This is a genomic window from Leminorella grimontii ATCC 33999 = DSM 5078 (assembly GCF_000439085.1).
GTDB classification, from domain to species: domain Bacteria; phylum Pseudomonadota; class Gammaproteobacteria; order Enterobacterales; family Enterobacteriaceae; genus Leminorella; species Leminorella grimontii.
The window spans coordinates 145100-169113 of the sequence record NZ_AUUA01000002.1 but is presented as its reverse complement, the minus strand read 5'-3'; the positions used below and the strand labels follow the sequence as shown (position 1 = coordinate 169113).

At 55.3% G+C, this 24014-nt stretch carries 16 protein-coding genes and 1 tRNA gene; 13 read left to right on the top strand and 4 right to left on the bottom strand.

Going from position 1 to position 24014, the window contains the following annotated elements; translation table 11 throughout:
• The first annotated feature begins 143 nt into the window (after positions 1 to 143).
• From cpxP to pfkA, 3 genes are all read left to right on the top strand, one after another.
• Positions 144 to 671 carry a cell-envelope stress modulator CpxP gene (gene cpxP / locus G544_RS0105180; RefSeq protein WP_027273606.1) on the top strand — a complete coding sequence of 176 codons (528 nt, stop codon included), beginning with the start codon at positions 144 to 146 and terminating at the stop codon, positions 669 to 671.
• Positions 672 to 829: 158 nt separating this feature from the next.
• Complete coding sequence (gene fieF, locus G544_RS0105175; RefSeq protein WP_027273605.1) at positions 830 to 1732, top strand: CDF family cation-efflux transporter FieF; 903 nt, start codon at positions 830 to 832, stop codon at positions 1730 to 1732.
• 307 nt (positions 1733 to 2039) lie between these two features.
• Positions 2040 to 3002: a 6-phosphofructokinase gene (pfkA, locus tag G544_RS0105170; RefSeq protein WP_027273604.1), complete on the top strand. Its 963-nt coding sequence runs from the start codon at positions 2040 to 2042 to the stop codon at positions 3000 to 3002.
• Positions 3003 to 3071: 69 nt separating this feature from the next.
• Here pfkA and tpiA read toward each other — a convergent pair whose 3' ends face one another.
• The 3 genes from tpiA to fpr all read right to left on the bottom strand — a co-directional run bounded on the left by tpiA (position 3072) and on the right by fpr (position 5430).
• A complete protein-coding gene (gene tpiA / locus G544_RS0105165; RefSeq protein ID WP_027273603.1) occupies positions 3072 to 3842 on the bottom strand; it encodes a triose-phosphate isomerase in 771 nt (256 codons plus the stop codon).
• A 159-nt stretch (positions 3843 to 4001) separates the two neighbouring features.
• Positions 4002 to 4652, bottom strand: coding sequence for a DUF1454 family protein (locus G544_RS0105160; protein ID WP_051155584.1), 651 nt, complete (start codon positions 4650 to 4652; stop codon positions 4002 to 4004).
• Between the two features lie 31 nt (positions 4653 to 4683).
• Entirely contained in the window at positions 4684 to 5430 is a 747-nt protein-coding gene (fpr, locus tag G544_RS0105155) for a ferredoxin--NADP(+) reductase (RefSeq protein ID WP_027273601.1), read from the bottom strand.
• 233 nt (positions 5431 to 5663) lie between these two features.
• On the opposite strand from fpr, the gene G544_RS0105150 reads away from it, so the two are divergent.
• Positions 5664 to 5740: transfer RNA gene (locus G544_RS0105150), tRNA-Pro, on the top strand.
• Positions 5741 to 5824: 84 nt separating this feature from the next.
• Here the strand turns inward: G544_RS0105150 and bcsG are convergent.
• Complete coding sequence (gene bcsG / locus G544_RS0105145; RefSeq protein WP_051155583.1) at positions 5825 to 7495, bottom strand: cellulose biosynthesis protein BcsG; 1671 nt, start codon at positions 7493 to 7495, stop codon at positions 5825 to 5827.
• A 487-nt stretch (positions 7496 to 7982) separates the two neighbouring features.
• Here bcsG and bcsR point away from each other — a divergent pair, with 487 nt between their 5' ends.
• The 9 genes from bcsR (at position 7983) to G544_RS19970 (ending at position 24014) form a co-directional block, all read left to right on the top strand.
• On the top strand, positions 7983 to 8210 hold the full coding sequence (gene bcsR / locus G544_RS19980) for a cellulose biosynthesis protein BcsR (protein WP_036023366.1): 228 nt from the start codon (positions 7983 to 7985) through the stop codon (positions 8208 to 8210).
• Positions 8211 to 8221: 11 nt separating this feature from the next.
• Positions 8222 to 8947: a cellulose biosynthesis protein BcsQ gene (gene bcsQ / locus G544_RS0105135; RefSeq protein ID WP_161624107.1), complete on the top strand. Its 726-nt coding sequence runs from the start codon at positions 8222 to 8224 to the stop codon at positions 8945 to 8947.
• A gap of 11 nt (positions 8948 to 8958) precedes the next feature.
• Positions 8959 to 11571 (top strand): UDP-forming cellulose synthase catalytic subunit, encoded by a 2613-nt coding sequence (bcsA, locus tag G544_RS0105130; protein ID WP_373876284.1) that lies wholly within the window; start codon positions 8959 to 8961, stop codon positions 11569 to 11571.
• Positions 11568 to 13913, top strand: a complete 2346-nt coding sequence (bcsB, locus tag G544_RS19975) for a cellulose biosynthesis cyclic di-GMP-binding regulatory protein BcsB (RefSeq protein WP_051155582.1) — start codon at positions 11568 to 11570, stop codon at positions 13911 to 13913. Before bcsA ends, bcsB begins: the two co-directional genes overlap by 4 nt.
• A gap of 4 nt (positions 13914 to 13917) precedes the next feature.
• Positions 13918 to 15027: a cellulose synthase complex periplasmic endoglucanase BcsZ gene (gene bcsZ / locus G544_RS0105120; protein ID WP_036023355.1), complete on the top strand. Its 1110-nt coding sequence runs from the start codon at positions 13918 to 13920 to the stop codon at positions 15025 to 15027.
• Positions 15009 to 18560 carry a cellulose synthase complex outer membrane protein BcsC gene (bcsC, locus tag G544_RS0105115; protein ID WP_245614607.1) on the top strand — a complete coding sequence of 1184 codons (3552 nt, stop codon included), beginning with the start codon at positions 15009 to 15011 and terminating at the stop codon, positions 18558 to 18560. The genes bcsZ and bcsC overlap by 19 nt, the downstream gene beginning before the upstream one ends.
• 48 nt (positions 18561 to 18608) lie before the next feature.
• Positions 18609 to 20618, top strand: coding sequence for an EAL domain-containing protein (locus G544_RS0105110; RefSeq protein WP_027273595.1), 2010 nt, complete (start codon positions 18609 to 18611; stop codon positions 20616 to 20618).
• Positions 20619 to 20831: 213 nt separating this feature from the next.
• Complete coding sequence (locus G544_RS0105105) at positions 20832 to 22109, top strand: dicarboxylate/amino acid:cation symporter (protein WP_027273594.1); 1278 nt, start codon at positions 20832 to 20834, stop codon at positions 22107 to 22109.
• A 456-nt stretch (positions 22110 to 22565) separates the two neighbouring features.
• The gene (locus tag G544_RS19970; RefSeq protein ID WP_051155580.1) at positions 22566 to 24014 is read left to right on the top strand and encodes a M16 family metallopeptidase; all 1449 of its coding nucleotides are present in this window, start codon (positions 22566 to 22568) and stop codon (positions 24012 to 24014) included.

The window sequence follows — 24014 nt, the reverse complement described above, 5'->3', positions numbered from 1 at the left end:
GTTTCCTCCGAAAGCAAAATTACTTGAATAGGTAGCGTTATTCCATGACTTTACACACATTTACATGCGCTGACGCTAGTTTTCATCCGCGAAAGTACACTGTTTTACATCGGTTCGATACGATGATGTTTGTGGAGACGATGATGCATAAAGTGAACGTATTAATTATGGCATCAATGCTGGCTCTGAGTACATCCAGCGCGTTAGCCGCAGATACAGAAAGCGCAGAACCAACGGAGTGTTCGCAACCGGGCGTTACCGCCATACAGGCTTCGGTCGTCGGGAGCGATGTGTTAAGAGACCGCGTCATGCAACAGCGCGGGATGTTTGAAGGATTAGAGCTTTCAGCAAAGCAGCGTCAGCAGATGCGAGACCTGATAAGGCAGAACTATCACGACGTGATGCCGAAAATGTATCTGGACAACGTTGAAGCGATGCACTCGCTGATTATCTCAGACAGCTTTGATGAGGCAGCTGCTTTCAGACAGGCCGAATTGATTGCACAGGCTCAGGTTGAAAAGCAGGTTGCGTTAGCGAAGGTAAGCCACCAGTTTTATAGCCTGTTGACGCCGGAACAGAAGGCCGTGTTTAACCAAAAGCACGCCGAGAAAGTTGCCAGGCTTCAGCAGAAGTTAGACCAATTGCGGAAGTATGAAGATTCCCAACCCTAGTAGTGTATGTAGTCGTATGTAGTTCCTATGATGTATGTTTTTCCTTGCCTTAGACACCATCCATGTCTTCCCCGCGTAACAGCGGGGTTTTTTTTGTCTGAAAAATGCTAACTGACTATACTAGCGGTTTAAATCGGCCTTGAATGAGGGAGTTTGGCGTGAGCGAGCAGTATGGGCACTGGGTTAAAAGGGCAGCGGCTTTAGCGACGGCGACGGCGTCTTTGCTGCTGTTGATAAAGGTGATTGCCTGGTGGATTAGCGGTTCTGTCAGCCTGTTGGCCGGTCTGGTGGATTCGCTGGTGGATATTGCCGCGTCGCTGACCAACCTGTTTGTGATTCGCTATGCGCTGCAGCCGGCCGACGAACAGCATACCTTTGGTCACGGTAAGGCTGAATCCTTGGCCGCTCTGGCGCAAAGCATGTTCATTAGCGGTTCGGCCATTTTTCTGTTTCTGACCGGTTTCCAACACCTTTTAAACCCGCAGCCTCTCAAGGCGGCCGGCGTGGGCATTCTGGTAACGGTAGCTTCGCTCTTCTGTACGATGTGTCTGGTGCTGTTTCAGCGCTGGGTGGTCAAGAAAACGCAGAGCCTGGCGATTAAGGCGGACATGCTGCACTACAAGTCCGATATTTTTATGAATGCGGCGATCCTTGCGGCCCTGGGGCTAAGCGCCTATGGTTTTATCATGGCCGACGCCATCTTCGCGCTGGCTATCGGTGGATATATTTTGTACAGCGCGCTGCGAATGGCTTATGATGCGGTTCAGACGCTGCTCGATCGCGCTTTGCCCGACGGCGAGCGCGAAGAGATTATGAAGATCGTGCTCTCCTGGCCGGGAATTATTGGCGCTCACGATCTAAGGACCCGCCAGTCCGGGCCGACGCGTTTTATTCAGCTACACGTCGAAATGGACGACGATCTTCCCTTATTGGAAGCGCACCATATTGCAGACAGGGTTGAGCAAGACCTGCGCCGACGCTTTCCCGATTCGGAAGTGATCATCCACCAAGATCCTCATTCCGTAGTGCCTCCTGACCAAAGTGGAAGATTCCAGATCTGAGGCGGAGCAGCGTCGATGAGAAACTATTTTCGCGTAGCGAAAAAATAGTTGTTTTATTGCTGTAAATCGTTACGCTTTTTAGCTTAAACTGAATCAATTCAGCCAATCCGCTTTGCTATACTGATACACAGTACGCGTCGGTTGGCTGACCGTACGTTTAACGTACTCTGGTCAAAGCGGGTTACCCTACGCTTTCCCGCCGACGGCCTGTTATCGTAGGGCCGGTTCTGCCAGCTTTACCGTTATGTCTGACGTGGCTTGTCGTAAAACGATATCTCAAAATAACATCTTCAGTTCAGAGGTAGTCATGATCAAAAGAATTGGCGTTTTAACGAGCGGGGGCGATGCTCCGGGGATGAATGCGGCTATTCGAGGCGTCGTTCGCTCGGCATTATCCCAAGGACTGGAAGTCTTCGGAATTTATGATGGCTATCAGGGGCTGTGTGAAGACCGCATGGAGCGGCTGGATCGCTATAGCGTCTCCGACGTTATTAACCGCGGCGGTACATTTTTAGGTTCGGTGCGCTATCCGGAGTTTAAAGACCCCGCAGTGCGGGAAAAGGGCATAAACAACCTGAAAAACAGAGGGATAGATGCGCTTGTCGTTATCGGCGGCGATGGTTCTTATATGGGCGCCAAGCTGTTGACCGAACGCGGCATTGCCTGCATCGGCCTGCCGGGAACGATTGATAACGACGTTGCCGGTACTGACTACACCATCGGCTTCTTTACCGCTCTGCAAACCGTGGTTGAGGCCATTGACCGTCTGCGCGATACCTCTTCATCTCACCAACGCATTTCCATCGTAGAAGTCATGGGGCGCCACTGCGGCGATCTGACGATGGCGGCGGCTATCGCCGGCGGCTGTGAGTTTATCGTCCTGCCTGAGATCGAGTTTAAGTCAGATGATTTGGTGGAAGAGATCATGGCGGGCATCAGCAAGGGCAAGAAGCACGCAATTGTGGCCATTACCGAGCACGTATGCGACATCGATGAGCTGGCAAAATACATTCAGGAAAAAACCCATCGCGATACGCGGGCGACGGTGCTGGGCCACATCCAGCGCGGCGGTTCTCCGGTTGCCTATGATCGAATCTTGGCCTCACGCATGGGGGCTTATGCTATTGACCTGCTGCTTCAGGGATATGGTGGCCGCTGCGTCGGCATTCAGAACGAAAAGATGGTGCATCACGACATCATCGACGCGATTGAGAATATGAAGCGTCCGTTTAAGAGCGACTGGTTGAAGACGGCAAAAGAGCTGTACTAACTTAGGCCGCGTGCCCAATAAAAACGCCCGACGCTAGCTGCGCCGGGCGTTTTTATTTATCTCTCTATCTTACTTCGCTTTTTTCGCTTCAGCTGCGGCTTTTACGATAGTTGCGAACGCGTCGGCCTTCAGCGATGCACCGCCAACCAGCGCGCCGTCGATGTCCGGTTGGGAGAACAGCTCGGCCGCGTTAGCCGCATTGACGGAACCGCCGTACTGAATGATAAGGCCGGCGGCGACCTGCGCGTCGTGCTTAGCGACGTGATCGCGGATAAACTTGTGCACCGCCTGCGCTTGGGCCGGGGTGGCGGACTTGCCGGTACCGATAGCCCATACGGGTTCATAGGCGATAACGGTGCCTTCCATCGCTTTAGCGCCCAGCGTCTTTAATACGGCGTCAATCTGCCTGGCGCATACGGCTTCCGTTTGGCCAGCTTCGTTTTCTGCTTCGGTTTCACCGATGCACAGAACGGGGATCAGGCCGGCCTCTTTCAGAATGGCGAATTTTTCAGCGATAACTTCATCGCTCTCTTTATGATAAGTGCGGCGCTCGGAGTGGCCGATGATGATATATTTGGCGCCAATGTCTTTAAGCATGTTGGCAGAGGTTTCGCCGGTAAACGCGCCGGACAGGTTAACGTCAACGTTTTGCGCACCCAAGGCGATGCGGCTACCGGCAAGCTCGTGCTTCGCCTGGTCCAGATAAATAAACGGCGGTGCAATAGCGACGCCACAGCCGTCTACGCTACTCAGTTCCTGACGAAGACCCGCTATCAACTCATTGACCATATGTCTGCTGCCGTTGAGTTTCCAGTTTCCCATAACTAGTGGATGACGCATATTTTTTCTCCAATCGTGTTTTATGGTGATAGCTTTGATAGTCGCGGCGCAGTTTCAGTACGAACGCAGCCGCGCTGGCGTGTTTCATAGTATAGAGTGACTCAATACAGAAGGCTTGGTTTTTTGTCCCACTCTGTGAGCCATTTGGGTTTTACCGCGCTACTTGTCAGATAGCGACAGCTTAATCGGTTCAAGTGCGAATGTTATACCCTTTTCACCGCGATCCGCTATCACAAAACGGAGTGTGCCTTCCGTTTGTTGATAAAACGGCTCTCCTTTACCCCTTTTCAGCAGCTCAATGGCCTTTTGGCGGCAGGATTGCCGGGTTTGGGTGGGCTCAAACAGCAGTATGAAGGCGGCCATGTAGTTCGTCATCAGCTCGGCGGCGGCCTTTTCTCGCTTGGCCGCGCTTTCGGCCGTCTCCGGCACGGAGAGCGCCGTTGCTGCAGGCAGATAGGTTAACTGCAGGCTTTTTATTTGGCGCTGGCTCTTTTCCAGCGCCACGGAAGAGTAGAGCGTCGTGTTAATGCGGCTTGCGGCGCGAACGATCGGCGATTTATCTTCCTGCTGTTTAATGATTTTGTATTCCGCCAGCGTGAGGCCGGGGTTTGCAGCGTTAAACTTGTCTCTGAACTGTTGAATCGTCAGGTTGAACGCGGGGGCTTCTTCTCTCAGGTAAGGCGCAACGGCAGGCTCGGACTGGCCTACGCCGAGTGCGGGCGCGGGTTTCTCTTCGCCGTGAGCGAATGCTATCGCTGCGAACGTCATCGTGAAGGCCAGAAGGCGCATTGTTCCTGTTTTTTTCAACATGTCATGTTCCTGAGAATGCGTGCGCCGACGGCTACCAGTACTGTTCGCTGGTGATATGCCCCGGCTTACGGCGCAGGTGCTTTGCCATTCCGCGCTGCTGTTTAAGCAGCTGTTGGGTGTCCTTGGTCATTTCCGGATTACCGCACAGCATAACGTGGCCGCTTTCAGGGCTAATCTTCAGGCCGACGCTCTCCTCCAGCTCGCCGCTCTCGATAAGCGCGGGAATTCGCCCGTGCAGCGAGCCTTCCGCGCGTTCGCGGCTGACGACGGTCTGAATACGCAGCTTTCCCTGATAGCGTTTTTCCAGTTCGCGCATGAGCGGCAGGTAGCTGAGATCCCGCTGATAACGAACGGCGTGCACCAGTACGATATTGTTAAAGCGCTCTAGGTCCTGGCCCAGCTGCAGGATAGAGAGGAACGGGCCAATGGCGGTGCCGGTAGACAGCATCCACAGCGTATCGGCACAGGGAACCTCTTCCAATACGAAGAAGCCGGCGGCGTCCGTCGTAACCAGTACGTCGTCGCCTTCTTTCAGGGCGCGTAGCTTGGGGCTTAGCCTGCCCTCGGGGACGGTAACCAGATAAAACTCAAGCTCGGGGTTGGTCGGGGAGTTCACGTAGGAGTAAGCGCGCTGCACGCGTTCGCCTTCAACATCCAAAGCCAGCTTGGCAAACTGCCCCGCGGTAAAGCTGTGAACGGGGGCATTAATTTTTAGGCTAAATAAACTTTCTGTCCAGTTATCGACCTTAACCACTTTGCCCGTAACCCAATCCGCCATGAATATTTCCTCACCGGTGTTGCTGCCTTCGCAGAAAAAAGGGAAGGCGTGACTTTACGATATTTCTGGGATGTATCCGCCGCTGCGAGTAACGGTAGAACGCCGCTTAGGATATCACTTATTTTCATTGACCTTGAGCGATTTCAGGAGTTACTTCTTAACCAAACGGCTATTTTCATATGGATAAGGCATTGACGAAAGGTGAAAGCAGCAGTAACATGCGGCCAGCTTAACGGCGAGTAGCGCAGCCTGGTAGCGCAACACGTTCGGGACGTGTGGGTCGGAGGTTCAAATCCTCTCTCGCCGACCAAATTAAAAATCCCCGGTGTACTCTGTACGCCGGGGATTTTGTTTTTTGAATGATTTCGTGTTTGTGTATAGAGGCTTTCGCTTATCACTGAGGATAAGGGGTCCAGCTGGCGCCCTTGAGGCGGATGTAGAACTTATCCTGATACTTCATCACGACGGTGTTGGAGGTTTCCGATACCGCCGGCGTCTGCGGCAGGTTCGCCGTCAGGGCCTGCCAGTCAATCTGCTCGGCGTTGAACAGCTTGCCGTCCAGCGTTCTGTTTACCAGTTCGGAAATGGCCAGATAGCTGCTCGGTTGCGTTATATGAAGCGGCTGAACCGTCGTCGCCTTATCGCCTATCAGGCGGACGCCTGCCGGAACGTGAGTGATGCTTGGGCTTGGAATATCGCGCAGGCCTGAAACCTGCATTTTATCTCCAACCAGCGCCGCTCCATGCTCAGGAACGATCACGACCATGATTTTCCTGCCGGACTTGTCCAGCTCATCAAGAAACTCATCGAGGTCGTCAAACAGATCCTGCAGACGCTTTTTGTACTCTACTGGCTTGTTAGTGGCGCTACTGCGGTTGCCGTCGTGCAGCTCAATCGTGTTATAGAACGTGGCCGTTCGTTCGGAGGCATCTTTCTGGCGCGCGTCCAGCCACGACTTCAGCATGCCGAGATCCCGGTACAGCGGTTCACCGTCGAAGGAAACCAGCTCAGGCTTGACGTTCCCCGGCGGCAGCGGCTGTGCCTGAATTCCCGCATAGTCGCGCAGTTCCTGCAGGTAGTTGCCGAACTTGCCTGAGTGGTCCATAACCAGCGCATTTTTAAACCCTAGCTGTTCGAGGTTATTGAACAGATAGCACTGTCTGTCCGCCGCACTGTAAAGGGCGGTATGGGTTGTCTGTCCGCAGCTGGCGCGAGCAAGGCGAATGGCTGCGGGGCCGCTGTAAGAGGTGGCCGAGTTGAAGTCGTCAAAGACGATGTTCATCTTTTTCCACAGCGGATGTTCCGTCAGGCCAGCGGCCTGCATGTCCGACCATGAAAGGGAGCAGACGTTGACGATCAGCAGGTCAAACGGCACCGCGTCAGCCGGTAATGCGCTTGGAAATGAGGTACGCAGTCCCTTTTGCTGTTGGATAAAGCCGTCATAGTAGGCCGACAGGTTTTGTTCGGTCGGCGGTCCGGCGGCATCCGGCGCGCTCCCCTTGCCGTCTGCTGCTGGCGGCTGTGCGCCCTCCGTCGCAGTAACGTTCTGAGCTGTCGTTGCCGACGGTAGAAGGGAAACGGCCGGGCCGTCCAGCGTGATGACGTTGAGCCAGACGAGCGCCGCAACGATGAACGGCGTAAAGCGGATCCATTGAGAGGTAAACAGGTAGCCAACCCACAGGGCAAATGCGGCGCCTACCCAGCTCCAGTTGATGAAGCGCTGTAGGAACTCCAGCACATAGCTCAGGCTCATGCTGGTTGCCTGGCCGCGCAGGCTGATGATGCTGTCGAGGCTGGGCAGCCAGGTATCGTAATAAAACAGCGCCAGGCCTACCGGGATGGCGATAAGATTGCGCAGCGTTCGGATTTTTCCTGCGGGAAGAGGGAAAAGTACGGCGGCGACGAAGACCAGATTGGCCAGCGGATGAAAGTTGAGATAGCCGCCCCAGAGCAGGGCGAATTTGATCAGGAAGTAGTAGTTCCATCCGCGAAGGCCCTGCCAGTTTTTCCACACGCTGCCCTCTGTCGCGGCGGGCAATGGGGAAATGTTTTCATTTTTCGTCATATTAATTCTAGTTATCCACAGTAACCGTTTTTATTTTCACCATACTTTGCCGTTCAGCCTCCCGCGTTTATCGTTTATTCCTTAGGAGTTTTCCTTTTCGGGGCTGGCATTTCATCATTAGAGCGCTTGAAAGTATATGTCGATTAATTTCGCTGTATTTAAATAATAGCCTGCGCGCCGTTGGCGGTTAGGTAAACCACAAAATAAATGTCAGATTATGAAAAGTGTACAGAAATAATGCCTATATCATTTCTGACGATATGTACTTTAATCCCTTATTCCATTTTTTGTTCATAAGACATCTGTTATTATGCTAGCACAGCTTGACATTTAGATACCTTTATTTAATTGGGGTTTTACCTGAGCCATTCGTTATTGTACGAAGCGAAAACGTATTTGTCTTAGGGGGTTACGTTTTACCCGTTAAAAGCAAAATTCTTGTTATCGTCTACACTGAATAAAGTGGCTTAACCGATCGAGTTATAAAATGAGTGACGAAATAACTGACGCTGACGAGGGGCAACAGCAGGGACGGAATCAGACGCAGGGACTCAATGCTTCGAATGGCGATCGTAGCGATATTGTGGCCGTAGCTAAAGCCTATCACCTTTCTTCCGTTGACTATCAGGACTTCTCAGGAAGTCACGCTCTGGCTGCGGCGCGCTCTCGCTGGCCTCTGCTGGCCGAACTGCACGATAAGAAGGTTGAAGCATGACCAGAATCGCCGTGATTGACGGCGTTCGAGGGGGATGCGGGGCGACGTCCGTTTGCGCTTCTCTTGCATGGGCGCTTGCTCAGCGAGGGAAGTCCGTTTTAGCGCTGGATTTTAGCGTATCCAATCTGTTGCGACTTTATTTTAATCATTCCTGGGAAGATAAAGACGGTTGGGCATTAACGCTTATTCGCACCATGTCGGTAACGCCTATAAACTACGCTTTAAAAATAGACTATTTGCCTTTCGGTTTATTAAACGAAGGACAAGAAGCAGAATTAAAAAAGAGACTAACTGTTCAAAATAGCGGTGACGATAATAATAAACAAAAAGCGTTGTATTTTCTGAATGAATCACACTATGACTGGGTGGTTATTGACGCTTCTTCAACCCCTTCATGGTTGAAACAATGGGCTAATTCGCTGGCGGATTTTTCTATTTCTTTGCTTAATCCGGATCCGGCCTGTTACCTGTTGGCGAAGCAAAATGCGCCACGGCGAAACGGTTTTTTTCTTATAAATCGGTTTTCTCCCTCGTTTGAGCTCCAACAGGACATTTGTCGCCTTTGGCGAAGCGAATTGGCGAATTTGATTCCCATCGCGCTTCACGCCGATGAGGCGTTGCCCGAAGCGCTGGCGGTAAAAAAACCGTTAGGGGAGTACCAGCCGGGCAGCATGGTTGCACACGACGCCGATGAGCTAAGCGAATGGTGCCTGACGTTTGGCGGCTGGGAGCGTTAGCGATGCGTCCTTTGAAAGCCGTAGCCAGCATCATAATTCCTTCCGGGCCTTTGAAAGCGATAGCGGCGCGTTACAGCGCTTATCGCCAGTGTGGAAGCTGGCCGCTGACCGCGCTGCTGTACTGCGTTGGCTATGTTGCGGTGTGGAGCGTCCTTTGTCTTGAGTCGCCAGCCTGGCGACAGGTGAGGGAGAGCCGTGAAGCCTGGTTTCCCCAGGTGTCAGCGGAGAGGCCGCGCGCTGCCGACGTTATTCGCTACGTGGTGCAGGGGGCCTGGCTGGTCACCGTGCGGCAGGAAAAGTCTCCTTCGCTTTTAACGCTGCGCCGCTGGAGTCGGAGCCTGCGAACGTGGTGCCATGGCCGATATCATCAGGCGACCCAGTGGCTTCATCACCTGCCGGATCTGGCGCAAAAAGGAAAGTGGGAATCCCGTTCTGAAGAACGGCTGAGGTCTTTGCATCCGACGCTGCGCAAGGTTGTTTTTATCTTTTTCAGCCTGTTGGCCGCCGTTTTAGCCATTATTTGCGTTTCCCAACCGTTCGATTTGTTCGCGCAGTTCATTTTTGTTCTGCTGCTGTGGGGGATTGCGATGGTGATGCGCCGCATCCCGGGCCGCTTTGCCTCTCTGATGCTAATCGTACTTTCCCTTACGGTTTCCTCCCGCTATATCTGGTGGCGATATACTTCGACGCTAAACTGGGATGACCCGGTCAGCCTGATGTGCGGCCTGCTTTTGCTGATGGCGGAAACCTACGCCTGGGTTGTGCTGGTGCTTGGGTTTTTCCAAACCATTTGGCCGCTTCACCGCAAGCCCGTACCGCTGCCGCAGGACGTTTCCCTGTGGCCGAGCGTAGACATCATGGTGCCCACCTACAACGAGGGCCTGAACGTGGTGAAACCGACCATCTACGCTGCGCTTGGCGTTGACTGGCCGGAAGACCGAAGAACCATTTACATTCTGGACGACGGCAACCGGCCGGAGTTCCGGGCGTTCGCCGAAGAAGTCGGCGTTGAGTATATTGCACGGCCGACCCACGAGCACGCCAAGGCCGGCAACATCAACCATGCGCTGAAGCAGGCCAAGGGCGAGTTTGTTGCTATTTTCGACTGCGACCACGTGCCGACGCGCACGTTTCTGCAGTTGACCATGGGCTGGTTTTTTAAAGACAAAAAGCTGGCGATGCTGCAGACGCCGCACCACTTTTTCTCTCCCGACCCCTTTGAACGCAATCTGGGTTCGTTTCGCCATACGCCTAACGAGGGGGCACTGTTTTATGGCCTGGTGCAAGACGGCAACGACATGTGGGACGCGACGTTTTTCTGCGGCTCCTGCGCCGTCATCAAGCGAACCGCGCTGGACCAAGTCGGCGGCATTGCGGTAGAAACGGTAACGGAAGATGCGCATACCTCTTTGCGCCTGCACCGGGCGGGCTATACGTCCGCCTATATTCGAATCCCTCTGGCGGCCGGGCTTGCCACCGAAACGCTGTCCGCCCACATCAGCCAGCGCATTCGTTGGGCGCGCGGCATGGTGCAGATTTTCCGCTTGGACAACCCGCTTTTGGGCCGGGGGCTGAAGCTAAGCCAGCGGCTTTGCTACGTTAACGCCATGCTGCACTTCCTGGCGGGGATCCCCCGGCTTATCTTTTTGACCGCGCCTCTGGCCTTCCTGTTTTTCCACGCCTACATCATTTTTGCCCCGGCTCTGGCGATAGCCCTTTACGTGCTGCCGCACATGATCCACGCCAGCCTGACCAACTCGCGGCTTCAGGGAAAGTTTCGCCACTCTTTCTGGAGTGAAATTTATGAAACGGTGCTGGCTTGGTATATCGCCCGACCAACGACGGTCGCGCTGTTTAACCCCCATAAGGGTAAATTTAACGTCACGGCAAAGGGCGGGCTGGTAGAAAACAGCTACGTAGACTGGGTCATCTCTCGCCCCTATTTTATTTTGGTCATTCTGAACGTCGTCGGGCTGATTGCCGCAGCCTGGCGCATCTACAGCGGCCCTCAAAATGAAATATCTACTGTACTGGTTAGCGCGGCGTGGGTTACCTATAACCTCATCGTTTTGGGCGGCGCCGTGGCCGTTTCGGTAGAAACGAAACAGGTTCGCCACTCCCACCGCATTCAAATCTCAATGCCCGCGGCCATCGCCAGAGAGGACGGGCGGCTGTTTCCCTGTACGCTGCGCGACTATTCCGATGCGGGCGTGGGGCTTGAAATGCTACAGCCGGATTTGGCCAGCAAAGGAGACCGGCTGACGCTTATTCTCAAGCGCGGTTCGCAGGAGTTTGCTTTCCCCTGCGAAGTGATGAGGGCATTTAATAACGTGGTGGGGGTTCAGCTCCAACTGGTCACTACTCAGCAGCACATTGACTTTATGCAGTGCACTTTCGCTCGGGCGGATACCTGGGCCCTATGGCAAAACAGCGTTCCGGAAGATAAGCCTATGAGCAGCATGCGGGACGTCATGCTGCTGGGGCTGCGTGGCTATAAGAAGATGCTGGAATACTCACCGCCTTTTCTCTATTCAATTTTGGGACGGATGGCGTCGGTTATCATTTGGTTAACCTCGTTTTTGCCCCATCGTGTTCGGCAGCCAAAAGAAGCGGCATCGATATGAAAACAGAAAAATCAACAGTAAAGCACAGTGGGTTAAAAGGGCGTCGGCGGCTATTGGGCCTGATGATGTTAAGCCTGGCGGGCGCCGTTTATGCCGACCCGGTGGGCGTGTCGACGCCTTCGCTTGAGCCATCTGGCGAAGCGATGACGGCACAGGTCGCGCCTGAGAACGCACAACCAGCCGCCCCGGTTCGCAGCGATACGCTGTCGTTTAAGGCGCTGGCTCCGGAAGGCAGTCTGGTGCTTCGCGGCGTACATAACACGTCGCAGATGACTTTTACGGTGCGCAGCGACGAGGTGGTTTCTCAGGCCATTTTGAATCTGGACTACACCGTGTCTCCGGCGCTTTTGCCGCTGCTGTCTCACATCAAAGTTTATCTTAACGATGAGCTGATGGGCGTGGTTGCGGTTAATCAGGAATCGCCCGGCAAGCGGGGAACGATAACGCTGCCGCTCGACGCTCGCTTTATCAGCGACTTTAACCGCCTTCGCCTGGAGCTGGTGGGGCACTATAAGGACGTCTGTGAAGATCCGACCCACAGCAGCATTTGGATCGACGTCAGCAAGGCCAGCTCGGTTGCGTTGACCTACCAGAAGTTGGACGTTAAAAACGATCTTTCTCGTTTCCCCGAGCCGTTTTACGACAGCCGCGACTTCCGGCCGTTAACGTTGCCGGTTGTGTTTGGCGCCGAGCCTGACGTCGAGCAGCAGCGGGCGGCGGCCATTCTAACGTCGTGGTTTGGCACCAAGGCGCAGTGGCGGGGGCAGAATTTCCCGGTGCTGTTTAACCAGCTGCCGGACAGCAACGCCGTGGTGTTCGCCACCAACGACAGGCGTCCCGACTTCCTGCGGGACTACCCGGCCGTTTCCGCGCCGACGGTAGAGATGATTTCCCATCCGGACAATCCCTACGTCAAGCTGCTGCTGGTGCTCGGGCGCGACGATAACGATCTGCTGCTCGCGGCTAAAGGCATCGCGCAGGGCGATCCGCTGTTTCGCGGCCAGAGCGTAACGATTGACGACGTTAAGCAGCTGGCGCCGCGCAAGCCTTACGACGCGCCGAACTGGGTTAATACCGACAGGCCGGTAAGGCTTGGTGAATTGACGTCGTATCCAGAACAGCTCAGCGTTTCCGGCGGGCGTTTATCCCCTATAGATTTGGACATGAAGCTGCCGCCCGATCTGTTTTTACTGCGCAGTCAGGGCGTAACGCTGGATCTGAAGTACCGCTATACGCCACCGGCCTACGTCGACGACTCCCGGCTGAACGTCAGCCTGAACGGCCGCTTTTTGCAGGCTTTCCCGCTCAAACCTTATGAAAGCAAGAGCCTGCAGGTGATGCATATTCCGGTTATTCAGGGGCTTTTGAACGCGGGCGAAGAGGTGTTTATTCCTGCCTTCCAGCTTGGCGGAAACAACCGTCTGCGCTTTGACTTCGACTTTGTGTCCAACATCGGCGCCAGTACGGTCGACGTCTGTCGTACGATGACGCCGGTTAAGCATGAGGCCATTGTCGATGAGGATTCCACGGTTGATTTTTCCGGCTATCGCCACTATTTGGCTATGCCAGAGCTGAAAACGTTCGCCCAGTCCGGCTTCCCCTTTAGCCGGATGGCGGACCTTTCTGACACGCTGATTGTGATACCGGAAAAGCCAAGTGCGGCTCAGCTTTCGCTGATGCTGAACGTTCTGGGGCAAATCGGTTCTGAAGTTGGCTACCCCGCGCTGGGCGTTACGCTGACCGCCAGCCCTGACGACAAGCAGTATGCCGATAAGGACGTTTTGCTGATAGGCGCGCTGCCTTCCGCTTTCGAGCCGGAGAAAAAGGTAGAGGTTTTGATAGAGGGGGCAAAAAGCCAGCTTAATCGCCCAGAGAGAAACCGCCTGGACGTACGCGCGGTTGACATAGCCCAGAAGCCGACCGAACCGACGCCTCAGATTAATGCGGCGGTAAGCTCGGAAGGTGCCATTGGTGCCATCACCGGTTTTCAGTCGCCCTATAACGAGCAGCGCAGCGTGGTGGCGCTAATGGCCAGCGGAGACCGAGGGTTCCAGCTGCTGGACGGCGCCTGGCGGGACAGCGGCAAGCGCGCGGCGATGGCAGGCTCGGTTTCCATCGTACGCGACTCTGGCGTCAGCAGCCTTCGCGTCGGCGATACCTACTACGTCGGCTACCTGCCGTGGTGGGATAAGCTCTGGTATCGCCTGTCGAATCACCCGGTGTTGATGGCAGTTATGGCCGCGCTGAGCGTGGTGCTGATTGCGATTATGCTGTGGCGCGGCCTGCGTATTCTCAGTCGCCGTCGCCTGTCCGGCGGCGAACGGCCCGGCAATGAAAAGTAATGCGATGAAACGGGCTATTGTGCTGCTGTGCAGCTGGCTGCTTGTCGCACAGGCATGGGCCGCCGAGTGCGACTGGCCGCAGTGGCAGAGCTTTAAGCGAGACTACGTCAGTCAGGACGGCCGGGTTATCGACCCCGCTGACGGAAAAAATATCACTACTTCGGAAGGGCAGAGCTACGCGATGTTCTTTGCGCTGGTGGCGGGAGATCGCGACGCCTTCGGTCGGCTTTTCGCCTGGACGGAAAACAATCTGTCCGCAGGCGACCTGTCAGCCCGCCTGCCCGCTTGGCTGTGGGGTAAGCGGGAGGACGGAAGCTGGGGCGTGCTGGATGATAATTCGGCCTCCGACGCCGATCTCTGGATTGCCTACTCTCTGTTGGAGGCCGGCAGGCTGTGGCATTCGCGCGGCTATCAGGTCGCGGGCCTGCGCTTTTTGCAGCGCATCGTCAAAGATGAAGTGGTGAACGTCCCCGGCCTTGGGACAATGCTGATGCCTGGGCGAGTTGGGTTTATCGAAGCGGAAAAACGTTGGCGGTTGAACCCAAGCTATTTGCCACCTCAACTGCTGACGAGGCTTGGGCGTGAAAGCCGAACGCTTGCCGACGTTGAGGCGACGACGCAGAAAATGCTGCTGGAAGCCGCTCCTGCGGGCGTTGCGGCGGATTGGGTAGTATGGAGCCCCGAAAAGGGCTGGCTCAGCGATGAAAAGACGGGCGCGACGGGAGACTATGACGCTATCCGCGTTTACCTGTGGCTCGGCACGTTGGCGGACGATGCGCCGCACAAGCGGGCGCTGATGTCCCACTACCAAACGATGGCCAAGCTGACGCAGGAAGCGGGCCTCCCGCCGGAAACGGTGGATACCCAAACGGGAAAAGGCAGCGGTACGGGGCCGGTCGGCTTTTCTGCGGCGCTGCTGCCCTTCCTGGCGGGCACCCCCGCCCTGTCGGTTCAGCGTGAGAGAGTGCTTGCTCACCTCCCCGGAAGCGATGCCTACTATAGCAGCGTGTTGACGCTGTTTGGATTGGGATGGGAGCAGCAACGTTACCGCTTTACATCGCAGGGAGAGCTGCTGACGTCTTGGGAGAGAGGCTCATGCAAAGCGACCGACTGACTATGACGAACAGAATGAAACGCCACCATTTCCCTTTATCCCTGCGGGACGTTTTTGCCCACCGCATTTCTTTTTCTTTGGCTCTGCTGCCCTTTGCGCTATCTCCTCTGGCCGCGCTGGCGGCGGATGCCGTTTCTCCCGAAGCCTGGCTTCAGGAGCAAATTCGACTGGGCGAAGCGGCGCACAGGGACGACCTGGTGAAAGAGTCGCTTTACCGGCTGGAGAAAATCAGCCCCAACAGCCCTGAGACGCTGTCCGCCCAGATCCACTATGCGCTGCGGCAGGGCGACCTGGCCAAGGCGACCCAACTGCTGAGTCAGTTGGAAAAACGGGCTCCCGGTACGGACGCCTACTTGACCGCCAGGTTGGAGATTGAGCTGGCGAAGCCGGAAGGAAAGAATAAGCTCCAACAGGCGCGCCTGTTAGCGACGGGCGGGCAGCTGGAACAGTCGAAGGCGGCGTTTGACGAGCTGTTTGATGGAAAGATGCCGACGTTGGATTTGGCCGTCGAGTACTGGTCGCTGGTCAGCCGAATACCGGGAGAACGCGCTCGCGCTCTGGATAAACTGCTGGCTTTACAGAAACGGTTCCCCGCCTCTGGCGAACTGGGGGCCGCGGCCGCTAATGCGCTTTTTGCCGAGGGTAAGGCGCAGCAGGCCTATCAGGTGCTTGAAAGCATGGCGCATAGCCCGGCCGGAGCTGGCCAAGCGGCCGATATTTGGTATGACAGGATAAAAGGCGCTGCGGCCAGCGAGCAAAGCGTCGCCCAGCTTCAGCGGTTTATCTCGGTATTTGACGGTCAGCCTGTGGCAAACGAAGCGCGTTCAGAGTTGCAGCGCCAGCAGGCGTTGCTGAACGATCCTGCCTATCGCGCTAAGGTTCGCGGTCTTGAGATGGTGGAAAAGGGCGCGGGGCAGGGTTCCATCGCTTCGCTTCGACAGGCGCTTGGCGCTTCGCCTGACGACCCCGAACTATTGACCGCGCTTGGCCAAGCTTATGCCCGTAGCGGCAATCGTCAGCAGGCGCTGGCGGCGTTTGCCAAAGCGAAAGAGAACGATAAAAACGCTGAGTTCGCCGGTAAGCTCGACAGCTTGATTCAGACTAACCGCTACTGGCTGCTTATCGACAGCGCGGGGAAAGCGCTAAAAGACAATCGGCTGGATGAGGCCGAGACCCTCTACCGTCAGGCTGGCGCGGTAGACTCGACGGACGCGCAAAGCCTGATTGGCTTGGGCGACGTCGCCTTGGCCCGTAACGACGCGCATACGGCGGAATCGTTCTATCAGCGAGCCCTGCGCCGCGAGCCGGGAAGCGGCTCTGCCGTGCGGTCGCTCGTTTCCCTGTATGAAAAAGAGTCGCCGGAAAAGGCGCTAGCCTATTTACAAAGCCTGCCCGCGTCGGTGAAAAACGGCATGAAAAGCAGCCTGAATTCGCTGACGGCGGACAGCCTGAAGCTGCAGGCGGAAGCGCTGGCGGCGAATGGTCGCCTGGCGCAGGCGGAAGAAAAGTACCTACAGGCGAAAAAGCTAACGCCGGACGACCCCTGGCTCACCTATCGGTTGGCAAACGTCATGCAGCGCATGCAGAAAGGGCGCGAGGCCGATCTCACGTTTAGCTCTGGCATGGATGCGCACCGGCAAAACGCCGAGTGGACCCACGCCTATGCCCTTTACCTGTCGGGCAGCGATCGCGACGCGCTGGCCGTTGAAGCGCTACAGAAGCTGCCAGCAAGCCAGTGGGACGACGGCATTCGCGAACTGTCTCAACGGCTTAAGGCGCAGCAAGTTATCGCTGAAGCCGAGCAGATCCGCGCCGAGCAGGGCGAAGACGCCGCGGTCGCGTTTTTACAGCAGCAGCCTGAGAACACCCGCATTAACCTGACCTTGGCGGAATGGGCGATGGCTCGTAACGACGCCGGGCAGGCGCAGGAGCAGTATCGCTATATTTTGGCGAGAGAGCCGGACAACAAAGATGCCCTGCTGGGAAATATTGAAGCCCAGATTGCCGGCGGCCAGCTTGACGAGGCCAAAACGTCGCTGAACGCGCTGCCGCTTGACGCGCAGGAAAACGACCTCGGCTCAGCCCGTCGTCTTGCCAGAGCCTGGTCTTTGGTGGGGGAACGGGAGAAGTCGGAAAGCCTGTATTCTCAACTGATGGCTTCAGCCAGACAGCCTACGGCGCAGCCAGATATGGAACGCGCCCGCTTTTTGAGAGACGCGGCGTCGGCCTCGGCGACAAGCGGAGACCCCAAAGAGGCGCTGGCGTCCTATAAATACGCGATGGCTGCCTACGGCATCAGCCCGACGGCCGATATTGATGATGAAACCTTTACCCGCTACATGCGCCGCGACGATAGCGACGACTGGCTAAGGCGCGGCATAAAGTCTGACGCCGAATCGTTGTACAAGCAGCAGTCTACGACGGTTACGCTCGATCACGACTACTGGGGCTCCAGCGGCACCGGGGGCATTTCCGATCTCAAGGCGCATACCACCATGCTGCACGTGGCTTTCCCGGTTGGACGCGGCACCGGTTTCTTGCGCACCGACGCGGTATCAATGGATGCCGGCAGCTTCAGTACGGACAGCGATGGAAAATACTACGAGAAGTTTGGCACCTGTTATGAAGTCGGGTGCGACAAGGACAAGAGTCAGAAGTCCAGCGGCGCCAGCGTGGCGGCAGGCTGGCAGGATGACCGATGGCAGATGGATATCGGCACCACGCCGATGGGGTTTGAAGTCGTTGACTGGGTGGGCGGCGTAAGCTACGGCAGCGACTGGCGCAACCTGGGGTGGACGCTGACGGCGTCTCGACGCCCGGTATCCAGTTCCCTGCTGTCGTTCGGCGGGGCGGTCGACTCGAATACCGGTACGACCTGGGGCGGCGTGCGTAAAAACGGCGCCCAGCTCGATCTAAGCTACGATCGCGGCGGACCGAGCGGCCTGTGGGGCAACGTTGCCTTTCATCAGTTGACCGGTAAAAACGTCGCGGATAACGAGAGAATGCAGGCGATGGCGGGCTATTATTATAAGGTCGTCAACGAAACCCACCGTCAGGTACGGGTTGGCGTGAACACCATGTGGTGGCACTATCAGAAAGATCTCAGCGACTATACGCTGGGGCAAGGGGGCTATTATAGCCCGCAGCAGTATCTGTCGCTCTCTCTGCCGGTGCTGTATCGGGAGCGAACGGAGAACTGGTCGTGGGAGATTGGCGGTTCGGTGTCTCTTTCGCACGCCAAAACTGACGGCAGCCCGCGCTATCCGCTACAGGGGCTGACGCCGGTCGATCTCCCCGACAGGGACGCGAAGTCGAGCGGCAGCAGCAGTACGGGAACCGGCTATACGCTACGCGCCCTGATTGAGCGTAAGTTAACGCCTCATTGGCACATCGGCGCTGGCATCGATATTCAGCAGGCGAAAGACTATACTCCAAGCCACGGACTGGTATTTTTACGCTACTATTTTGAGCCCTGGTCCGGCGATATGGATTTACCGCCTCAGCCGTTGACGCCGTATGCTGACTTTAAATAGTCAAAGATAAACTCATTCTGCGGCAGTACCTAATCCGGAGATGACGCTTTGCTGGTCAAACGATCATTGACAATTAAACAGATGTCGCTGGTGACTTTGGTTGCCATGGTGACCATTTGCCTGTTTATTGCGATACAGATGTTTGACTTTATACAACAGCGTCGCAGTGATTCTCTAAGCCAGCTTAACAATATTGGCCGCGCGATTTCTTATCCCGTCGAGCATGCGCTGTGGAATCGCCGCTTCAAGGACACTCAGCGGATCCTCGACAGCCTGATAGAGCAGGGGACGCTGAACCGAGCCACCGTATTAATGAATACGGAGCTGATTTCTATGAACAGCGAGAAGCCGCAGCAAAATCAGGTGACGCCGCTGTTCGCCCTTTTGCTGTCTTTACCCGTGACGTCGCAAATCCCGCTATATTCACCCGAACGCAACGCTATCGATCCGCTACCGATTGGCTATCTGATTCTGGAGGCGGATTCCTATAGCCTGTATCAGACGACGCTAAAACGTTTCACTACCGTACTCGTAACCTATCTGCTGCTGGCGCTGATGCTGTCCGTCGCTATCAGCTGGTGCCTGAACCGCCTGCTGGTTTATCCTCTGCGCGCGATTGCAAACGATCTGAAAAGCATGTCGGATGACGGCTTTCAGTACCACCAGCTAACGCTTCCTCTAAGCCATCAGGACGACGAGCTGGGAATGCTTGTCCGCAACTACAATCGCAATCAGGAAGCGTTGGCTCAGGCGTATCAGCAGTTAAGCCGCCTCAGCACTCGAGATCCGGTTACCGAACTGCCAAACTACACGCTGTTTCAGGAGCTGCTCAAACAGCAGATAGCGAGCAGTAAACACGACAAAACGCCGTTTAGCCTGCTGTTTGTCAGCCTGGACTCCCTAAAGGACGTCTTCCAGGCCTGGGGGCAGCAGGAAGGAAACCACCATCTGCTTGAGGTTACAAAGAGGATCCAGTCTTTGCTTAGCCCTCATGCGGTGTTGGCTCGCCTGCACGGTGAGGAGCTGGTGATTATGAGCCTGCTGTCGCAAACGCCGCTGCAGGCCATGCAGTTTGCAACACGGCTGATTGAAACAATCGGTGAACCCATTGCGGCAAACGACCTGCGCCACTCTCCTCGGCTAAGCATCGGCATCGCACAGTATCCCGGCGATGGAGAAGACGTCGACGGCCTGATGGCTCACGCACAGTCGGCCATGCTGCTGGCCCAGCGGCGAGGGAAAAATCAGGTGCTGTTCTTCGAGCCGGACATGACCAACGAAATCCAGCAGCGAATGCAGTTGGAAAGCGAGATAGTGAAGGGAATTGCTCAAGATCAGTTCCAGCTTTATCTCCAACCCCAGATAGACATCGAGACGGGCCGTCCCGTCGGAGCGGAAGCGCTGATTCGCTGGCACTATGCGCCAGGCAAGGTCCGCTATCCGATAGAGTTTATTCCGCATGCGGAAGAAAGCGGTCTGATTCTGCCTCTGGGGCAATGGGTTTTAGAAGAGGCGTGCCGCATTTTGGCGCAGTGGAAGGTTCGTAAGGTGCCCTTAACGCTGTCGGTTAACCTGTCGGCAATGCAGCTGCAGCATGGGCTGATAGAGCAGCTTTCTTCTTTACTTCGTCGCTATGATTTTGAGCCAGAGCGTTTAGTGCTAGAGCTGACCGAGACCGGATTTATTCATGACGTAGAGGCCATTTTGCCGACGCTTAAGCACATTCGGGAGCTGGGGATCGCCATCGCGTTGGACGATTTCGGCAGCGGATACAGCAACCTGAACTATCTTCAGCGTCTTCCGGTAGACCTACTGAAAGTGGACAAGAGCTTTATTGACGGCCTGCCGTATGAGGATTCGCTGGTGAGGATAGTCTATTCCATCGCCCAGACGCTGCGCCTGAAGCTGGTCGCTGAAGGCGTGGAAAGTCAGTCTCAGGCCGATTGGCTGCTGGCGAACGGCATCCGCTATGCGCAGGGATACCTGTTCTCACGCGCTATTCCCTATGAGCAGTTTAACAGCGCCTACCTATCGGCCTTCCCTACTACCGATAAATGATTATTTAGTCTTGTTCTCCAAGTGGTTTTTTATTCTGCCAAAATAGATGAATTTTGGGCTTTGAATGCGTAAAAACCATTGCCGTGATGCGATCCAGTTCATAATTCTTAATCTTGCCCGTTGCCTTCCTTAGATTTTAATATTCATAGTGTTAAATAGATGTTATTTTCCTGCGCCTAGACCGTGTTGCTAAATAATAATTAAGGAAACATCATGAAAATATCCATTTTCAAATCGCTCTATATTCAGGTGTTAATCGCAATAACGGTTGGTGTACTGTTGGGGCATTTTTATCCTGAGATTGGTGCGTCGATGAAGCCGTTGGGTGATGGCTTTATCAAACTCATCAAAATGATTATCGCACCTATCATCTTCTGTACCGTAGTGACCGGTATAGCGGGAATGGAAAGCATGAAGGCCGTCGGTCGTACCGGGGGCATCGCGCTGCTTTATTTTGAACTGGTAAGTACGCTGGCGCTGATTATCGGCCTGCTGGTGGTTAACATCATCAAACCGGGCGCCGGTATGAACGTCGACGCTTCGCAGCTGGATGCAAGCGCCGTTGCGGCCTATGCGGACGCGGCCAAATCGCAGGGAATCGTTCCTTTCCTGCTGGACGTGATCCCAGGTAGCGCCGTAGGCGCGTTCGCCAGCGGCAACATCCTGCAGGTGCTGCTGTTCGCCGTGCTGTTTGGCTTTGCTCTGCACCGTCTGGGAGAAAAGGGTCAGCTGGTGTTCAACGTCATCGACAGCTTCTCTCGCGTTATTTTCGGCATCATCAACATGATCATGCGTCTGGCGCCTCTCGGTGCGTTCGGGGCCATGGCCTTTACTATCGGTAAATACGGCGTAGGTTCGCTGATTCAACTGGGGCAGCTTATCCTGTGCTTCTACCTGACCTGCGTTATCTTCATCGTGTTCGTTATTGGCGCTATTGCTAAAGGCTTCGGCTTTAACATCTTCAAGTTTATCCGCTATATCAAAGAAGAGCTGCTTATCGTTCTCGGCACCTCTTCTTCCGAATCGGTTCTGCCGAGAATGCTGGAGAAAATGGAGCGTTTAGGCTGTCAGAAGTCCGTTGTTGGGCTGGTTATTCCAACAGGCTATTCGTTTAACCTCGACGGTACGTCGATTTACCTGACGATGGCGGCGGTCTTCATTGCTCAGGCGACCAATACGGAGATGAGCGTTCTGAACCAGATTACGCTGCTCGTGGTGCTGCTGCTTTCCTCTAAAGGCGCGGCGGGCGTAACGGGAAGCGGATTCATCGTACTGGCTGCGACGATTTCCGCCGTTGGCCACCTGCCGCTGGCGGGGCTGGCGCTGATTCTGGGCATCGACCGCTTTATGTCCGAAGCGCGCGCGTTAACCAACCTTATCGGCAACGGCGTAGCCACCGTTGTGGTTGCCAAGTGGTGCCGTCAGATTGATAACGACAAGCTTAGCCGTGAGCTTAACAATCAGGGCCGGGCGAAAGAGCAGGTCGCTTAATCTTTCTTTAACGGTTCTGGAATTAAAGAAAACCGCTCGCGCAATCGAGCGGTTTTTCTTTTGTTCGCGAGGAACTACAGTTTTTTCTAAACAGGGGGAGATCCAGCTCTCTTTTTCTAAAAAAATACGTCTCTAACGGTTCGAGTTCTACGAACTTATCTTTGGAAAGAAGGCGCCAGTGTGAGAATAAGATGCGAGAGCATCGCCTCTGTAGTAGTATAAACCCCTGCTCAGACGGTTTTCCTCGGTTTCCGGTCGCGTATTGTCCCATTTTCCCCTTATGGCTTGTCGCAGTTCCGATTCTTTGCATAATGTTATTATTTGCAAGTTAGCCGTCAGTTTTATAGTCAAGTTAGCGGTAACATCAGGCAGTATCTCGACGATCTGCTTTATAAATTACAATAACAGGGATGCCGCCGTTAGTCGGTATGTAGGCAGTAAATGAGGTTTTACGCTATGCACAGTCAGTATTTGTTTTCTGCTCTCGGCGGGCTAATGTTTCTGGCGGTGGGGGCCAGCGTACAGGCTGAACCGCTGCGGGCCGATCCGGCTTGGCAGGTAGGAAAACTGGATAACGGATTCAAGTGGCAGATCCTCTCTACGCCCCATCGACCTACCGATAACGTAGAGATTCGACTGGAGGTTAACGCCGGTTCGCTGCAGGAAGGCATTCCGCAGGTGGGCTTTTCCTATCTTTTGCCTCGTCTGGCGGTGGCCGGCACGCCGCACTTTTCCCATGAAAGCCTCGACGCGCTGCTGCCGCAGATCGCCCCTGCCGCGGGCGCTAAGCCGCTGGTCGACGTTTCCTACGACTATACCCGCTATAGCCTGAGCTTTCCCCCTAGCCGTCCGGAGTTGTTAAAAGAGGCGTTTAGCTGGCTGTCTGACGCGGTCAGCAAGCCGAAAGCAACTGACGAACAGATTCAATCCGTACGCGCCGACTGGCTTTCTCCAAGGCTTGCGCTGCCGCAGGGCATGAGCGAGCCGTGGTGGCGCTACCGTATTAAAAATTCTCCGCTGGTGGATCACGATCCCGGCCAGCCCGTTGCCGAAGGCGCAACGATACAGCAGCTGGGCGAGTTCTACGCTAAGTGGTACACCCCGGACGCCATGACGCTGTACGTCGTCGGCAACGTCGACAGGCGGCAGCTGATGGAGCAGATCGGCCGCGCCTTTGGCGGCCTGGCCGGTAAGCGTGAGGCTCCTGCTACTATCGCCGCGCTGAGCGCGCTGCCTGCCGAACCGATTAACTTTTTATCCACCGAAGTAGAAAAAGACCGCCTGACCCTGGTGTGGGATGAGCCGTGGCACCCGATAGTGGCCTCCGCCCCGCTGGAGCGGCAGTGGCTGGACAATATGGCGCAAGAGCTGATTACCCTGCGCTTAAACCAGAGGTTGGCTAAAAGCGGGCTGAAGGGCGTTTCTCTGGACTTTAGCTGTCAGGTTATGTATCAACGCAATGCGTGTAAAATCACTATCGATTCACCTCTTACCGGTCTGAAACCCAGCCTTAAGTATGTCGGAACCGAAATCGCCAAACTGAGCGCAGAGGGGGCGACGGAAGCGGAATATAGCGCGCTGGTGGCGGAGAAAAAGGAGCGGCTTTCTCAGGTGATGGTGACCTACGCCAAGACGGATACCGCCGCGATTATGGACCAGCGCCTGCTGATAGAGAAAAGCGGCTCTATCGGCGTTGCTCCCGAACTTTACATGCGGCTTCGTCAGGCGTTCTTAGACAGTATGACGCTACAGGTGCTTAATGCGCACATTCACCAGCGCCTGACCGTAAAGCCGACGTTGGTGCTACGCCAGCCGACCGGAGAGACGGAAGAGAACGTCAAGGCGCTGGCGGAAATGCTTGAAGGAATTATCTCCCCTGCGCCTAAGGGCGACGCTAAAGGCTAG

Coding starts and splice junctions, on each gene's coding strand:
- bcsG (WP_051155583.1), bottom strand. CDS start 7,495: ATGACGAAAAATGAAAACATTTCCCCATTGCCCGCCGCGACAGAGGGC.
- cpxP (WP_027273606.1), top strand. CDS start 144: ATGCATAAAGTGAACGTATTAATTATGGCATCAATGCTGGCTCTGAGT.
- bcsZ (WP_036023355.1), top strand. CDS start 13,918: ATGAAACGGGCTATTGTGCTGCTGTGCAGCTGGCTGCTTGTCGCACAG.
- bcsC (WP_245614607.1), top strand. CDS start 15,009: ATGCAAAGCGACCGACTGACTATGACGAACAGAATGAAACGCCACCAT.
- G544_RS0105160 (WP_051155584.1), bottom strand. CDS start 4,652: ATGTTGAAAAAAACAGGAACAATGCGCCTTCTGGCCTTCACGATGACG.
- tpiA (WP_027273603.1), bottom strand. CDS start 3,842: ATGCGTCATCCACTAGTTATGGGAAACTGGAAACTCAACGGCAGCAGA.
- fpr (WP_027273601.1), bottom strand. CDS start 5,430: ATGGCGGATTGGGTTACGGGCAAAGTGGTTAAGGTCGATAACTGGACA.
- G544_RS0105105 (WP_027273594.1), top strand. CDS start 20,832: ATGAAAATATCCATTTTCAAATCGCTCTATATTCAGGTGTTAATCGCA.
- bcsB (WP_051155582.1), top strand. CDS start 11,568: ATGAAAACAGAAAAATCAACAGTAAAGCACAGTGGGTTAAAAGGGCGT.
- G544_RS19970 (WP_051155580.1), top strand. CDS start 22,566: ATGCACAGTCAGTATTTGTTTTCTGCTCTCGGCGGGCTAATGTTTCTG.
- bcsR (WP_036023366.1), top strand. CDS start 7,983: ATGAGTGACGAAATAACTGACGCTGACGAGGGGCAACAGCAGGGACGG.
- pfkA (WP_027273604.1), top strand. CDS start 2,040: ATGATCAAAAGAATTGGCGTTTTAACGAGCGGGGGCGATGCTCCGGGG.